16 protein-coding genes are annotated in these 14,866 nt (G+C 69.8%); 3 read left to right on the top strand and 13 right to left on the bottom strand.

Going from position 1 to position 14,866, the window contains the following annotated elements; all coding sequences use genetic code 11:
• Positions 1–77: 77 nt before the first annotated feature.
• Complete coding sequence (locus tag BM214_RS05145; protein ID WP_090484194.1) at positions 78–1,325, top strand: efflux RND transporter periplasmic adaptor subunit; 1,248 nt, start codon at positions 78–80, stop codon at positions 1,323–1,325.
• A 3-nt stretch (positions 1,326–1,328) separates the two neighbouring features.
• On the top strand, positions 1,329–4,451 hold the full coding sequence (locus BM214_RS05150; protein WP_143096352.1) for an efflux RND transporter permease subunit: 3,123 nt from the start codon (positions 1,329–1,331) through the stop codon (positions 4,449–4,451).
• A gap of 74 nt (positions 4,452–4,525) precedes the next feature.
• Here the strand turns inward: BM214_RS05150 and BM214_RS05155 are convergent, their stop codons facing one another.
• The 13 genes from BM214_RS05155 to glyA form a co-directional block, all read right to left on the bottom strand.
• Positions 4,526–4,858 carry a MazF family transcriptional regulator gene (locus BM214_RS05155; protein WP_090484196.1) on the bottom strand — a complete coding sequence of 111 codons (333 nt, stop codon included), beginning with the start codon at positions 4,856–4,858 and terminating at the stop codon, positions 4,526–4,528.
• Entirely contained in the window at positions 4,831–5,040 is a 210-nt protein-coding gene (locus BM214_RS05160; protein WP_090484198.1) for a hypothetical protein, read from the bottom strand. Before BM214_RS05160 ends, BM214_RS05155 begins: the two co-directional genes overlap by 28 nt.
• Positions 5,041–5,143: 103 nt before the next feature.
• Positions 5,144–5,752, bottom strand: a complete 609-nt coding sequence (locus BM214_RS05165) for a retropepsin-like aspartic protease family protein (protein WP_090484200.1) — start codon at positions 5,750–5,752, stop codon at positions 5,144–5,146.
• A 167-nt stretch (positions 5,753–5,919) separates the two neighbouring features.
• Entirely contained in the window at positions 5,920–6,414 is a 495-nt protein-coding gene (locus tag BM214_RS05170; protein ID WP_090484202.1) for a phosphatidylglycerophosphatase A family protein, read from the bottom strand.
• 26 nt (positions 6,415–6,440) lie between these two features.
• Complete coding sequence (gene thiL / locus BM214_RS05175) at positions 6,441–7,388, bottom strand: thiamine-phosphate kinase (RefSeq protein ID WP_090484204.1); 948 nt, start codon at positions 7,386–7,388, stop codon at positions 6,441–6,443.
• Positions 7,389–7,406: 18 nt separating this feature from the next.
• Complete coding sequence (gene nusB, locus BM214_RS05180) at positions 7,407–7,847, bottom strand: transcription antitermination factor NusB (protein WP_090484206.1); 441 nt, start codon at positions 7,845–7,847, stop codon at positions 7,407–7,409.
• A complete protein-coding gene (gene ribH / locus BM214_RS05185) occupies positions 7,844–8,320 on the bottom strand; it encodes a 6,7-dimethyl-8-ribityllumazine synthase (RefSeq protein WP_280521882.1) in 477 nt (158 codons plus the stop codon). Before ribH ends, nusB begins: the two co-directional genes overlap by 4 nt.
• A gap of 27 nt (positions 8,321–8,347) precedes the next feature.
• The gene (ribBA, locus tag BM214_RS05190) at positions 8,348–9,457 is read right to left on the bottom strand and encodes a bifunctional 3,4-dihydroxy-2-butanone-4-phosphate synthase/GTP cyclohydrolase II (protein ID WP_090484210.1); all 1,110 of its coding nucleotides are present in this window, start codon (positions 9,455–9,457) and stop codon (positions 8,348–8,350) included.
• Positions 9,458–9,491: 34 nt separating this feature from the next.
• Positions 9,492–9,848, bottom strand: a complete 357-nt coding sequence (locus BM214_RS05195; RefSeq protein WP_238619694.1) for a DUF3392 domain-containing protein — start codon at positions 9,846–9,848, stop codon at positions 9,492–9,494.
• A 29-nt stretch (positions 9,849–9,877) separates the two neighbouring features.
• Positions 9,878–10,534 carry a riboflavin synthase gene (locus BM214_RS05200; protein WP_090484212.1) on the bottom strand — a complete coding sequence of 219 codons (657 nt, stop codon included), beginning with the start codon at positions 10,532–10,534 and terminating at the stop codon, positions 9,878–9,880.
• 88 nt (positions 10,535–10,622) lie between these two features.
• Positions 10,623–11,780 (bottom strand): bifunctional diaminohydroxyphosphoribosylaminopyrimidine deaminase/5-amino-6-(5-phosphoribosylamino)uracil reductase RibD, encoded by a 1,158-nt coding sequence (ribD, locus tag BM214_RS05205; protein WP_244887854.1) that lies wholly within the window; start codon positions 11,778–11,780, stop codon positions 10,623–10,625.
• Between the two features lie 49 nt (positions 11,781–11,829).
• The gene (gene nrdR, locus BM214_RS05210) at positions 11,830–12,321 is read right to left on the bottom strand and encodes a transcriptional regulator NrdR (RefSeq protein WP_090484214.1); all 492 of its coding nucleotides are present in this window, start codon (positions 12,319–12,321) and stop codon (positions 11,830–11,832) included.
• Positions 12,322–12,360: 39 nt separating this feature from the next.
• Positions 12,361–13,617, bottom strand: coding sequence for a serine hydroxymethyltransferase (glyA, locus tag BM214_RS05215; RefSeq protein ID WP_090484216.1), 1,257 nt, complete (start codon positions 13,615–13,617; stop codon positions 12,361–12,363).
• A gap of 119 nt (positions 13,618–13,736) precedes the next feature.
• Here glyA and BM214_RS05220 point away from each other — a divergent pair, with 119 nt between their 5' ends.
• Complete coding sequence (locus BM214_RS05220) at positions 13,737–14,720, top strand: TAXI family TRAP transporter solute-binding subunit (protein WP_090484218.1); 984 nt, start codon at positions 13,737–13,739, stop codon at positions 14,718–14,720.
• Positions 14,721–14,866: the final 146 nt, after the last annotated feature.

The raw sequence follows: 14,866 nt of genomic DNA on the forward strand, positions 1-14,866 counted from the left end.
CGGGAGGACGCCGAACCCGTCCAATCCCGGCAGAACGATCTCTCCACCCGCGCTCGTCACAAGGACGCCCCCGCCCCATGAAACGCCTGCAACCGGTCCGCCGTCTCCTCCCCCTGATCCTGCTGGGGCTGGGGGTCCTGGGGTTCACGCTGCTGGTCCTCACCCGCCCCGAGCAGCCATCGCGCTCCGTGGCCGAGCGGACCTGGCGGGTCACGGCCCAGGAGATCCAGCCCCGCAGCCTGGCCCCTCGCCTCACCCTGTACGGGCACGTGCAATCTCCCCGCAGCGCGCAACTGCAAGCCGCGGTCACGGCGGATGTGCTGCGGGTACCGGCACGGGAGGGCCGCATCGTGGACGCCGGGGCGGATCTGGTGATCCTGGATGACCGGGAACTGCAACTGATCCACACCCAACGGGCCGCGGAGGTGAAGGATCTGGAGGCCCAGCTGCGGGCCCTGGAGCTGGCCCATGAACGGGACCAGGCGGCACTGGAACGGGAACGCACCCTGCTGCAGCTGGCACAGCGGGACCTGCAGCGGGCCCGGGACCTGCAGGGCCGTGATCTGGGCTCGCGCAGCGCCGTGGACGACGCCCAGCGCGCCATGGAACAGCAGGCCCTGGCGGTGGCCAACCGGCAACTGGCGGTGAACGACTACCCGGCCCGGGCGGATCAGCTGCGCGCCCGCCTGGACCGGGCCCGGGCCCTGGCGGAACAGGCCCGCCTGGATCTGGAGCGCACCCGCATCCGGGCCCCCTTCCGGGGCCGTATCGCGACCGTGCCCGTGGCCCCCGGGGAACGGGTGCGCCCCGGAGATCCCCTGGTGACCCTCTACGACCTGGACGCCCTGGAGGTGCGCGCCCTCATTCCCGCCACCTACCTGCCCCGGGTGCGGGCCGCCCTGGAGGCCGGGCTGAAACCCGCCGCCACCGGCCACGTGGATGGACAGGAGGTCCCTCTGGTGCTGCAAGGACTGGCAGGGGAGAGCCCCGCCGGGAGCGCTGGCGTGGAGGGCATCCTGCAGGTGCAAAGCACAGAGGATGATCTGCCCCTGGGACGCTTCATCACGGTGGAACTCGCCCTTCCGGAGCAACCCGGGGTGGTCCCCCTGCCCTTCGAGGCCCTCTACGGCATGGACCGAGTCTACCGCATCGAGGACGGCCGCATGCGGCGCGTCTCCGTGCAACGGGTGGGGGAATGGACCGATGCCAGCGGTAAAACCCGCATCCTGGTCACCGGCCCCGATCTCGAAGCCGGCGACCGCATCGTCACCATCCGCCTGCCCAACGCCATGGACGGGCTGCGGGTCACCGAGGCGGGGGAATGATCCATGAGGCGTGACCGCGGCATCATCGGGCTCTTCCTGCGCCACCCGGTGGCGGCCAACCTGCTGGTGGCCCTCATGCTCCTCACCGGGGCCTGGGCCCTGCTCAAGCTCAACACCCAGTTCTTCCCCAACTTCGCCCTGGATTTCGTCACCGTCCAGGTGCCCTGGACCGGCGCCAGCGCCGAGGACGTGGAGACGGGCATCACCATCCCCCTGGAGCAGGAGCTGCGCACCGTGGACGGGCTGCGCAACCTCACCTCCACCTCCAGTCTCGGCCTGTCCACCGTCACCCTGGAATTCGAGTCCGGCACCGACATGACCCTGGCCACCAACCAGGTGAAGAACGTGGTGGACCGCCAGCGGGACCTGCCCGAGGCCGCCGAGAAACCGGTGGTGACCCGCATCATCCGCTATGAACCCATCGCCAAGCTGCTGGTCACCGGCCCCGATGACCTGCGGGAACTGCGCCCCCTGGTGCGGGACCTGGAACGCCAGCTCCTGGATGCCGGCATCGCCCAGATCGAGTTCACCGGGCTGCCCGAGGAGGAGATGGCCATCCAGGTGCCCATGGCCCGGCTGCTGGACCTGAAGATGGGCCTGAACGACATCGCCGAGCGGGTGGACGACCTCTCCCGGGACCTGCCGGCGGGCATGGTGGGACGCAACGACACCGCGCGCCAGGTGCGCAGCCTGGAACAGGCCCGGGATGCCCTGGCCTTCGCCCGGCTGCCCCTGCGCGCCGATGCCGAGGAGGGACTGATCCGCCTCGGCGACGTGGCCAGCGCCATCGAGCGCCGCCCCCGGGACAACCAGGTGCTGGTGCGCTACCAGGGTCAGCCCGCCGTGGAGATGGCCCTGCAGCGGGCGGAACAGGACGACGCCCTGGAGGCCTCCCGCATCCTGCGGGACTGGCTGGAACAGACCCGCCCCGCCCTGCCCCCGGGAGTGGAACTCCATCTCTATGACGAATTCTACGAACCCCTGGCGGAGCGCATCGGCCTGTTGCTGAAGAACGGCGCCGGCGGACTGCTGCTGGTACTGGGGATCCTGTTCCTCTTCCTCAACGGACGCCTGGCCCTGCGCGTGGCCCTGAGCATCCCCGTGTCCTTCACCGCCGCCTTCGTGGCCCTGTGGGCCCTGGGGGGCAGCATCAACATGATGTCCCTGTTCGGCTTCATCATGGCCCTGGGGATCATCGTGGACAACGCCATCGTCGTCAGCGAACACGCCTACAGCGAATACCAGCGGGGCCGCACTGCGGAACAGGCCGCAGAACAAGGGGCCCGGCGCATGCTGGCCCCGGTGTTCTCCGCCTCCCTGACCACCATCGCCGCCTTCCTGCCCCTGATGCTGGTGGGGGGGATCATCGGCAACATCCTCTTCGACATCCCCCTGGTGGTAATCTGCATCCTCATCGCCACCCTGGTCATCAGCTTCCTGGTGTTGCCCCATCACCTGCGCGGCAGCCTGGAAAAGGTGCGCCCGCCCCGTCCCGGCAGCTTCCGTCACCGCTTCGACCGCACCTTCGAGGGCTTCCGTGAAGGCCCCTTCCGGCGCCTGGTGACCGGAGCCGTCAGCAACGCCGGCCTCACCCTGGCCGCCGCCCTGGCGGTGCTCATCCTGGCCCTGGGTCTGCTCTTCGGCGGCCGCCTGGGCTTCACCTTCTTCCCCTCCCCCGAAGGCACGGTGATCAACGCCAGCGTGCACTTCGTGGCCGGCACCCCGCCGCAGCGGGTGGACCGGTTCCTGGATCATGTGGAGGACGAACTCTACGCCGCCGAAGAGGCCCTGGGCGGGGACCTGATCCGCAACGTGGTGGTGCGCTCGGGCGCGGGCCTGGACACCGGCGGGGCGCAGCAGCCCCCGCGGGGGGATCAGTTCGGCTCCATCGTGGTGGAACTGGCCTCCCCGGACCGGCGCCAGGTACGCAACACCGAGTTCATCCAGGCCTGGCAGGACCGCATCCAGCAGCCCCCGGGGCTGGAGCTGTTCAGCATCACCGAGCGCCAGTCCGGGCCACCGGGGCGCGATGTGGAGGTGCGCCTCACCGGCGAGGATCCCGGGGCCCTCAAGGCCGCCGCCCTGGACCTGTCCGAGACCCTGAACGACTTCCCCGGGGTCTATGCCGTGGAGGACAACATGCCCTTCGGCCGGGAACAGCTCATCTACCGGCTCACACCGGAGGGCGAGGCCCTGGGGCTCACCACCGAATCCCTGGGACGGCAGTTGCGCGCCGCCTTCGACGGCGCCCTGAGCCAGATCTACCAGGACGGCCTGGAGGAGATCGAGGTGCGGGTGCGGCTTCCGGACGCCCAGCGCCACGACGCCGCCATCCTGGAGCGCTTCGCCGTGGTCCTGCCCGGCGGCGGCACGGCCCCCCTGGACACCGTGGCGGAACTGCGCCCGCGCCAGGGCTTCGAAACCCTGCGCCACGCCGAGGCCCGCCTTGCGGTCACCATCTCGGCGGATGTGGACCGGGCAGTGAACAACGCCGGGCGCATCCGGGAGCAACTGGAGCGGGAGGTGCTCCCCGAACTCCTGCAAAAGCATCCGGTGCAGTGGTCCTTCCAGGGCCGCGCCGTGGACCAGGCCGAGACCCTGGGGGACATGCGCATGGGCCTGGTGATCGCCCTGGCCCTGATCTACATCACCCTGGCCTGGGTGTTCGGCTCCTACGGCTGGCCCCTGGTGATCATGGCCATCATCCCCTTCGGCCTGCTGGGGGCCCTGGTGGGGCACTGGCTGCTGGGGGTGGAGCTCACCATCCTCTCCCTGTTCGGCCTCTTCGGCCTCACCGGCATCGTGGTGAACAACGCCATCATCCTGGTGAGCTTCTACCAGTCCCTGCGGGCCGAAGGCCTGGCCCAGGACGACGCCATCGTGGAGGCTTCCTGCCAGCGCCTGCGGGCGGTGGTGCTCACCTCCTTCACCACCATCGCCGGCCTGGTGCCGCTGCTGTTCGAAGGCTCCACCCAGGCCCAGTTCCTCATCCCCATGGCCATCTCCATCGTCTTCGGCCTGGCCTTCGCCACGGTGCTGGTACTGGTGGTGATCCCCGCCCTGCTGGCCTCCCACGAACGCCTGGCGGGCTGGCTGCAGGGAGGGGAACGGACCGCGGAGGGGTGATCTTCCCGGCGTGGGGCGAAAAATTCAGCGAGCAACAACTCATGATGCTTCAAAAGAAGCGATCATGTATTCATTCAACCGGAAATGAGGGCGATGATCGCTATGCGTATTTCCTGGAACTTGCCCACGTCCAGGGCCGCAGGTGCGGAAGAGAACAGATATTCGTTTGCCGTGAATAATTTGCCCGGACGGGCATAACTGATGCGCTGCAACCCCCCAGAAGCGAAATCGGTTTCTGTAATCTCGACGGCGTATGGATCAGAGTAAGGATTGCTGGTGATCTGACAGGCAATCCAGTCCCCCCGTCCGGCATGGGCAATCAGTAGCGCAGGCCGGTATTTGCTACGGCTCAGGTCCGAAAAAGGAAATGGCAGGACGACTAAGTGCCCGGCTGTAAATGCGCCCATGCCTCATCCTCTTCCGCCTTGGACCAGTCCTCTGCAAGGGCCGCTTCAGACAACAGGGCCGTTTCATCGGCAGGCGGGGTCAGCAGGGTCAGCAGAGCCCGTCCTGCCGGGATTCGCGACACCGGGTCGATCGGTTGGATGTGACCGGTGCTATCGATCTCCACTTCAATTGTATGCAGCATGGATCGCTCCTGAATCTCTTCGTGTACACCATTTTCGTCCGACGGTCTTCGGGCTTCAAATCATGTCGTACGTGCGGGCCACCGAGAAAGAACGCCCATTGCCCTAGTAACGCTGCTCCAGCACCAGCACGCTGCCCTCGTTGCGCATCTCCAGGCGTTCGAGGAAGCTCATGCCCAGCAGCGCCACCCGCGGTTCCCGCCCCGGGAGCACCAGGGCCGGGACGTTGCGCAGGCGGATGGCACCCACCCGCACCCGGTCCAGGCGCACCCGGCGGCCCCATTCCATGCCGGAGGCGGTGCGCACCGGCACCGACTGCCCCCGGTCGGGGTCGATCCCCAGGCGGCGGGCCTCGGGGGCGTTCAGCACCACGGCGGAGGCGCCGGTGTCCACCAGGAAGGTGAGGGCATGGCCGTTGATGGCCCCGGTGGTGGTGAAGGCGCCATTGGAGTCGCGGTGGATGCGGGCCGTGGCCTGCCGCCGCGGGGCATAGCCGCCCCCCACGCGCTCGCCGATGCGGATCTGGCGCACCCGGCCTTCCACCCGCACCCGGGCGGTGCCGTTGCGCCCGTCGGCGGCCTCCAGGACCACCCCCTCGGGGCTGGCCTCCCCCACCGCCAGCACCCGGCGCGTGCCGTCCACCTCCAGCACCGCCTGATCCCCGAACACCCCCACCACGCGCACGTCCAGGGCCGCGGCCGGCGGTATCGCCATAAGGCATAGGAGTGCACAGAGGATGGGGAACGACCTGAGAAGGGCGCGTGGCACGGACCGGTACCCCTACCGCTTGGGAAAGGATCGATCCTCAAGATGCCCCCGGGGCGGCAGGGATGCAAGCGGAGCTTTGAGGGCGCCGCCGGGCGGACAGGGGCGCCCGCCCCTCAGAGGAGTACCCAGGCCAGGGCCTGGAGCCCCCCCAGGGCATACAGGCCCGCCAGCACATCGTCCAGCATGATGCCGAGGCCGCCGCCCACGTGCCGGTCCAGCCAGCCGATGGGCCAGGGCTTGAGGATGTCGAACAGGCGAAACAGCACAAATCCCGCCAGGATCCAGGGCCAGCCCGCCGGGACGGCGATCAGGGTGATCCACAGGCCGACGAACTCGTCCCAGACGATCCCCGGGTGGTCATGCACCCCCAGGCGCCGGGCGCTGTCGCCGCAAAGCCATACCCCCGCCACCGCCGCCAGGGCCGTGACCAGCAGATAGGCCCACAGGGGCAGGCCCTGCAGCAGCAGGAACAGCGGCACCGCCGCCAGGGTGCCCGCCGTCCCCGGGGCCCTGGGGGAAAGGCCGCTGCCCAGGCCGAAGGCCAGGAGATGCACCGGGTCGCGCAGGATGCGTCCGGCGGGGGGGGTCTGGGGGGATGCTGCGGCCATGGGGGCGGTCCGGGTCGGGCGTGGATTCAGGAATCGAAATGGGTGTAGCCGCCCCGCTGCAGGGACAGGGGGTTGCCCTGGGGGTCCAGGATGCGCAGGCCCGGTTCGGTCTCGATGCGGCCGATGACGCTGGCCGCACACCCCAGCCCGTCCAAGGTCCGGCAGAGGGGCCCCACGGCCGCCTGCGGGGCGGTGAAGAGCAGTTCGTAATCATCGCCCCCGGCCAGGGGCAGGCCCCAGTCCACGGCATCCCCCTGGACCTCCCGGAAGGCGGCGGACAGGGGCAGGCGGGCGGTCTCCAGGGTGGCGCCGACGCCAGAGGCCGTCAGGATATGGCCAAGATCCTGGGCCAGGCCGTCGGAGACATCGATGCAGGCACTGGCCAGCCCCCGCAGGGCCTGGCCGGCGGCCACCCGGGGCTCGGGCCGGTCCAGGCGCGCCCGCAGGCCCGGATCCGGCGTGCCCCGCCCCAGCTCCCGCAGGGCCAGGGCCGCGTCCCCCACGCTGCCGGTCACCAGGACCGCGTCCCCCGCACGCGCCCCGCTGCGGCGCAGGGCGGTGCCGGCGGGGACCACCCCCATGGCCTGCACGGTGATGCTCAGGGGCCCGCGGGTGGTGTCCCCCCCCACCAGGGCCACCTCGTGGCTCCGCGCCAGGGTCAAAAACCCCCGGACGAAGGCCTCCACCCAGGCGGCGTCCTCTCCGTCCAGGGTCAGGGCCAGGGTGACCCAGCGCGGGGTGGCCCCCATGGCCGCCAGATCGCTCAGGTTCACCGCCAGGGCCTTGTGGCCGATGGCCTCGGGCGGGGTGTCCACGGGGAAGTGCACCCCGCGGACCAGGGTGTCCACGCTCACCGCCAGCTCGTGCCCCGGGGGCGAGCACAGCAGGGCGGCATCGTCCCCCACCCCCAGGGAAACGTCCCCGAGGGTGTCGGTAGGGGTGAAATACCGGCGGATGAGATCGAATTCCTTCATACCCCGCCCCCGGGCGGCTCAGTGCCGGAGTGCGGCGGCCACCTTGTCGATGACCCCGTTGACGAAGCGGTGCCCCTGCTCTGCGCCGTACTTCTTGGCCAGGGCCACGGCCTCGTGGATGACCACCTTGTAGGGCACCTCGGGGCAGTGATGCAGCTCATAGGCCGCCAGGCGCAGCAGGGCCCGCTCCACCGGGTCCACCTGCTCCATGGGGCGGTCCAGATGGGGGGTGATGGCGGCGTCCAGCTGCGCCGTCTCCGCCGTGACCCCCAAAAGCAACCGCCGGAAGTACTCCCAGTCGGCCTTTTCCATCTCCGGATCGTCGGCGTACTGGTTGAGGATCTCCCGCGCGGGATAGCCGGTGAGCTGCCACTGATACAGGGCCTGCATGGCCAGGCGCCGGGCATGGCTCCGGGCGTGGGTATGGCGGCGATGGGCGATGTCCGGGGGGATCGTCATGCACGCAGGGCCCGCATGAGGCTGATCATCTCCAGGGCCCCCAGGGCGGCATCGGCCCCCTTGTTGCCCGCCTTGGTGCCGGCGCGCTCGATGGCCTGTTCGATGGTGTCGGTGGTGAGCACGCCGAAGCTGATGGGCAGCCCCGTTTCCAGCTGCACCTGGGCCAGCCCCTTGGCCGCCTCCCCGGCGACGTAGTCGAAATGAGGGGTGGAGCCGCGGATGACACAGCCCAGGGCGATGACGGCGTCGTACTGCCCCGACTGGGCCATGGCCTTCACCGCCAGGGGCAGTTCGAAGGCCCCGGGGACCCGCACCACGGTCAGATGCTCCTCCTCCACGCCGTGACGGGTGAGGAGGTCATGGGCCCCTTCCAGCAGCCGTTCCACGATAAAGGAGTTGAAGCGGGAGAGGACGAGACCGATCCGGGCGCCGTGGGCGTCGGTGAGGCGGCCTTCGAGGGTTCGCATGTTCATGGTCATGAAGGGTCTGCCGGTGAGTGTTTATTGAACGTAGTCCACCACCTCGAGGCCGAAGCCCCCGAGGCCGTGGAAGCGCTTGGGTGAGGACAGCAGGCGCATGCGGCGCACCCCCAGGTCCTTGAGGATCTGGGCGCCGATGCCGTGGGTGCGCAGTTCCGCCGTGTCGTGCTCCGCATCCTCCGGCGGCAGGGCTCCCCCGTTCAGGGCCATGCGCCGCAGGCGCCGCACCAGGGCCCGCTGCTCCACCTCCCGGTGAATGAGCACGGCCACGCCGCTGCCCTCCCGGGCGATGCGCTCCAGGGCGCCGCGCAGGGACCAGCCCCCCTGGGGCGGGCGATAGCTCAAGGTGTCCTCCAGGGACCCGCCCAGCTGCACCCGCACCAGGGTATCCCCCTCCGGCTCGGGCCGGCCCAGCACCAGGGCGAAGTGCAGCCCCTGGCCGAGGACATCGGCGTAGGCCACCAGGGTGAACTCCCCGAATTCCGTGGGGAACGGGGTCTCCGCCACCCGCTCCACGCTGCGTTCGTGCTCGATGCGATAGCGGATCAGGTCCTCGATGGTGCCCATCTTCAGGCCGTGCTCGGCGGCGAAGCGCTCCAGGTCCGGGCGCCGGGCCATGGACCCGTCCTCGTTGAGGATCTCCACGATCACCGCCGCCGGTTCAAAGCCCGCCAACCGCGCCAGGTCGCAGCCGGCCTCGGTATGGCCCGCCCGCACCAGCACCCCCCCGGGCTGGGCCATGAGGGGGAAGATGTGTCCCGGCTGCACCAGGTCCTGGGGCGAGGCATCGGGGGCCACGGCGGTGCGTACCGTGTGGGCGCGGTCGTAGGCGGAGATACCGGTGGTCACCCCCTCCGCCGCCTCGATGGAGACGGTGAAGTTGGTGCCGTGCTTGTCGTGGGTGTCCCCCACCATCAGCGGCAGGCGCAGCTGCCGGCAGCGCTCCCGGGTGAGGGTGAGGCAGATCAGCCCGCGGCCGTAGCGGGCCATGAAGTTGATGTCCTCGGGGCGCACCCGGGAGGCGATCATGAGCAGATCGCCCTCGTTCTCGCGATCCTCGTCGTCGACGATGATCACCATGCGCCCCTGGCGCAGGTCTTCGAGGATCTCTTCGGTGTGGTTGAATGCCATAGTCAGCCGCTGTGGGGGGAAATGGGGCGCAGCCCTAGATCTGGTTCTTGCGTTCGGCCAGCCAGCCCAGGAGCAGAAAACCCCCGATCACCACGGGGGCCAGCCAGAAGGTGTCCACCTGGGACAGCCCCCGGGCGATCCACGGGGTGATCAGGACCGTCAGGGCGCCGTAGCCGAAGACACACATGACCACGAAGGCCAAAAGCCGCATGATGCGGGGCCAGGTGCGCACCGCCCCCTTCACCGTGCGGTTGATGTCGCTGCCATAGATCACCAGCAGGGTGGCCACGAAGGCCAGGGCCAATTGGCTCACATATCCCCGGAGCCAGGCACCGGCGTCCAGTAGCAGGGCGTCGAACCATTCCAGCATGGCCTGCAGGGCGTTCTCCATGATGAGGGCTCCGGCATGGGTGTGTGGATCTATCCGAGGAAGCCGTGTTCCGCCAGGAAGGACTCGCTGATCCCGCCTGCGGATTGCGCCGCCCGCTCCCCGAGCAGGAGGCGTTCCAGGTAGCGGGCGATGAGGTCCACCTCGATGTTCACCCGCGTGCCCACCCGGTAGCTGCGGATGATGGTCTCCTGCTGGGTGTGGGGCACGATGTTCACCGAGAACACGGCCCCGGAGACGGCGTTCACCGTAAGGCTCACCCCGTCCACGCTCACCGACCCCTTGGGGGCGATGTAGCGGGCCAGCGCATCCGGCACCCGGATATCATACCGCCAGGAACGGGCCTCCGGGGCCACGGCGGTCACCTCCCCCAGGCCGTCCACATGCCCGCTCACCAGGTGCCCCCCCAGGCGGGTGGTGGGGGTGAGGGCCTTTTCCAGGTTCACCGGGTCCCCCGCCTGCAGCCGGCCCAGGGAGCTGGCGGACAGGGTCTCCCGGGAGACATCCGCGGCGAAACCGTCCCCGGGCAGGGCCACGGCGGTGAGACAGACCCCGTTGACGGCGATGCTGTCCCCCAGGCGCACATCGGTCAAGTCCAGCTTGCCGCTGCGGATGCCCAGACGCCGGTCGCCGCCGCGGTCCTCCAGGGAGACCACGGTCCCCACGGATTCGATGATGCCTGTGAACATGCCGCACTCCGGGACGGATCATTCAGTGGACCTAAGATAACGCATCCGGCGCAGGCATGGGGCGCCAAGCCCCGGCCGGGGGCTTGGATCATCCCGTCCCCGCCCCGTCCCCGGGCGTCGCCACCTGCAGGGTCAGGCGCCAGTCCCGCCCCACGGGGCGCACATCCCGGATCTCCAGGGGGATGCGCCCGGCCATGTCGTGGATGGGCAGGTGGAACAGCCCGCGGGCCTGGGTACCCATCAGGTGCGGCGCCAGGTAGAGGACGCATTCATCCATCAGGCCCGCCTGCAGCAGGGCCCCGGCCAGGGTGGGACCGGCCTCCAGGTGGACCTCGTTCACCTCCCGCGCCGCCAGGGCCTGCAGCACCGCCGTCAGGTCCAGATGACCGTCTCGCAGCGGCACGGCATCCACCCGCGCGCCGGCGGCCTCCAGGGCGGCCCGCTGCCGCTCCAGGGCCTCTTGCGCGGTGAACACCCACACCGGCCCGCCAGGGGGCGCGAACAGCCGCGCCCCGGGGGAGAGCCTCCCCGTGCGGTCCAGCACCACCCGCGCAGGTTGGCGCACGGGTGCATCGATGCCCAGGTCCGCGGGGGTGAGGCGCAGGTTCAGACGCGGATCGTCGGCCGCCACCGTGCCCATGGCCGTGAGCACGGCAGAGGCCCGGGCCCGCAGGCGCTGCACGTCGGCCCGGGCCGCCTCACCGGTGATCCAGCGGCTCTCGCCGTCGGCCATGGCGGTGCGCCCGTCCAGACTGGCGGCCAGCTTCACCCGCACCCAGGGCCGTCCCCGCTCCATGCGGCGGATGAAACCGGGGTTCAGTTCCCGGGCCTCGGCCTCCAGCAGGCCGCTCTCCACCTGCACCCCGGCGGCGCGCAGACGGGCCAGGCCCCGGCCCGCCACCCGGGGGTTGGGGTCCACCATGGCGGCCACCACCCGGGCCACCCCCGCCGCGGCCAGGGCATCGGCGCAGGGGGGGGTGCGGCCGTGATGGCTGCAGGGCTCCAGGGTCACGTAGGCGGTGGCGCCCCGGGCCTCCTCCCCGGCGGCGCGCAGGGCCAGCACCTCGGCGTGGGCCTCGCCGGCACGGGCGTGGAACCCCTCCCCCACCACCTGTCCTTCCCGCACTAGGACGCAGCCGACCCGGGGATTGGGATCGGTGGTGTACAGGCCCCGGGCCGCCAACTGCAGGGCGCGGCCCATGAAGGCATGGTCCTGGGCGGAGAAGGCGGTCACGACATGGGACATGGGATCCATGGGGATGGACAGGGGGTTCGCGGCGCTTTGGGGGCTGCGCTCAGGCCCCGTCCCCGGCGTCGCTCCCGCCCGGATCGGGATCCTGCTTCTCCAGGCGCTCCACCGCCTCGCGGAAGGCGCGCACATCGGCGAAGCTCAGATACACGGAGGCGAAACGGATGTAGGCCACCTGGTCCAGGGCCAGGAGTTCCTCCATGACCCACTCCCCGATGGATCGGGCGGGGATCTCCCGCTCCCCCTGTCCCCGGGCGCGGCGTTTGATGCGCGCCAGGGCCGCCTCGATGCGGTCGGTGGACACGGGGCGCTTCTCCAGGGCATGCATCATCCCGGCCCGCAGTTTGGCCTCGCTGAAGGGCTCGCGGCTGCCGTCCCGCTTCACCACCCGGGGCAGGTGGATCTCCGCCCCCTCGAAGGTGGTGAAGCGCTCGCCGCAGGCCACGCATTCCCGCCGCCGGCGCACCTGATCCCCCTCGCCGGCCAAGCGGGAATCCACCACACGGGTCTCCGGGGCTCCGCAGAAGGGGCATTTCATCCCCGTGCCGCCTCCCGGGGTGCCGTGGGGATGCGCGGATCAGCCGCGGCCATAGACCGGCAGGCGCTTGCAGATCTCCAGCACCCGGCCCTTGACCTGCTCGATGACCGCCTCGTTGTTCAGATCGTCCAGGACATCGCAGATCCAGCCGGCCAGATCCCCGGCCTCCTTCTCGGTGAAGCCGCGGGTGGTGATGGCGGGGGTGCCGATGCGCAGACCGCTGGTGACGAAGGGGGACTGGGGGTCGTTGGGCACGGCGTTCTTGTTCACCGTGATGTTGGCGCGGCCCAGGGCGGCGTCCGCGTCCTTGCCGGTGATGCCCTTGTCGATCAGGTCCACCAGGAAGAGATGGTTGTCGGTACCGCCGGAGACCACCTTGTATCCCCGTTCCATCATGCGCGCGGCCATGGCCCGGGCGTTGGCCACCACCTGCTGCTGATAGGTCCGGAACCCCGGTTCCAGGGCCTCCTTGAAGGCCACGGCCTTGCCGGCGATGGCGTGCATCAGGGGGCCGCCCTGGGTGCCGGGGAAGACCAGGGAATTGAACTTCTTCTCCAGCTCGGGGTTGCTCTTGGCCAGGATGATGCCGCCGCGGGGTCCGCGCAGGGTCTTGTGGGTGGTGGAGGTGGTGACATCGGCGATCTGCACCGGGCTGGGATAGACCCCGCCGGCCACCAGGCCCGCCACGTGGGCCATGTCCACCAGCAGGTAGGCCCCCACCTTGTCGGCGATGTCGCGGAAACGCTGCCAGTCCACCACGCGGGAGTAGGCGGAAAAACCGGCCACCACCATCTTCGGCTTGTGCTCCAGGGCCAGGCGCTCCACCTCGTCGTAGTCGATGTAGCCCTCGTCGTCGATGCCGTAGGTGACGGCGTTGTAGATCTTGCCGGAGAAGTTCACCTTGGCGCCGTGGGTCAGGTGCCCGCCGTGGGCCAGGCTCATGCCGAGCACGGTGTCCCCGGGGTTGAGCAGGGCCATGTACACCGCGGCGTTGGCCTGGGACCCGGAATGGGGCTGGACGTTGGCGTAATCGGCGCCAAAGAGTTCACGCGCCCGCTCGATGGCCAGGCGCTCGGCCACGTCCACGTATTCGCAACCGCCATAGTACCGCTTGCCCGGATAGCCCTCGGCGTACTTGTTGGTAAGCACCGAGCCCTGTGCCTCCATGACCCGTGGACTGGCATAGTTCTCGGAGGCGATCAGCTCGATGTGCTCTTCCTGACGCCGCGCCTCGGACTCCATGGACTGCCACAGTTCGTCATCGTATCCGGCGATACTCATGTCGATGGAAAACATTCGGGAACTCCCCGCAAATCGATTGATAAGAAATCTCAAAAAGGATTGAATGTTAGCGGATTCCGGCGCCGGACGCACGTATGCGGCCGCGCCGCCCCCTGCCCGAAGGAGGACGGAGCATGCCCAAACGATTGATCTATAAAGTGATTTTCGCCCTGTCGGCGACGCTGTGCCTGAGCCTGGCCGGCGGCGGCGCACAGGCCCAGGATCGTTTCCTCACCATCGGCACCGCCGGGGTCACCGGGGTCTACTACCCCGCCGGCCAGCGCATCTGCCAGTTGATGAACCGGGACCGGGATGAACACGGCCTGCGCTGCAACGCCGAGAGCACCGGCGGCTCGGTGTTCAACCTCAACGCCATCCGCGCCGGGGATATGGACGCGGGGGTGGTGCAGTCCGACTGGCAGCACCATGCCTACCACGGCAGCGACCGCTTCGAGGACGCGGGCCCCAATGAAAAACTGCGCGCGGTCCTGTCCCTGCACCCGGAGCCCTTTACCGTGCTGGTGCGCGCGGACAGCGACATCCAGCACTTTGAAGACATCCGCGGCAAGCGGGTCAACGTGGGCAACCCCGGCTCCGGCCAGCGGGGCACGGTGGAGCGGCTCATGGCCGCCTACGGCTGGACCATGGACGATTTCGCCCTGGCCTCGGAACTGCCCTCCCGGGAACAGGGACAGGCCCTGTGCGACAACCGCATCGACGTGATGCTGTTCACCGTGGGCCATCCCTCCGCCGCCATCCAGGAGCCCATCGCCACCTGCAACGCCCGCCTGGTGCCCGTGGACGGCCAGGTGGTGGACCGGCTCATCGAGGAGAACCCCTACTACTTCCGCGCCAGCATCCCGGCGGGGATGTACCCGGGCCAGGAAGAAGACGTGACCACCTTCGGCGTGGGGGCCACCCTGGTCTCCTCCACCGACACCTCCGAGGCGGCCATTTACGCCCTGGTGAAGGCGGTGTTCGAGCGCTTCGACACCTTCAAGACCCTGCACCCGGCCTTCGCCGTGCTGGAGAAGGAGGCCATGGTGCGCGAGGGGCTCTCCGCCCCGCTGCATCCGGGGGCCGAGCGCTACTACCGCGAGGCGGGCCTGCTGGACTAAGGCCGCCCCCGCATCGGGCCGCCAGCCCCGGCATCCGATCCGGGGCCCATCCCCGAAGAAGCTCCCGGAGCCGGTCTCCCCCCGCGTTGCGACAGGGCCCCCGGCCGCCGGCGGCCGGGGGCCGGGGGCCGGGGGCCCGCACGAAG

It is taken from the genome of Ectothiorhodospira mobilis (assembly GCF_900114895.1).
GTDB classification, from domain to species: Bacteria; Pseudomonadota; Gammaproteobacteria; order Ectothiorhodospirales; family Ectothiorhodospiraceae; genus Ectothiorhodospira; species Ectothiorhodospira mobilis_A.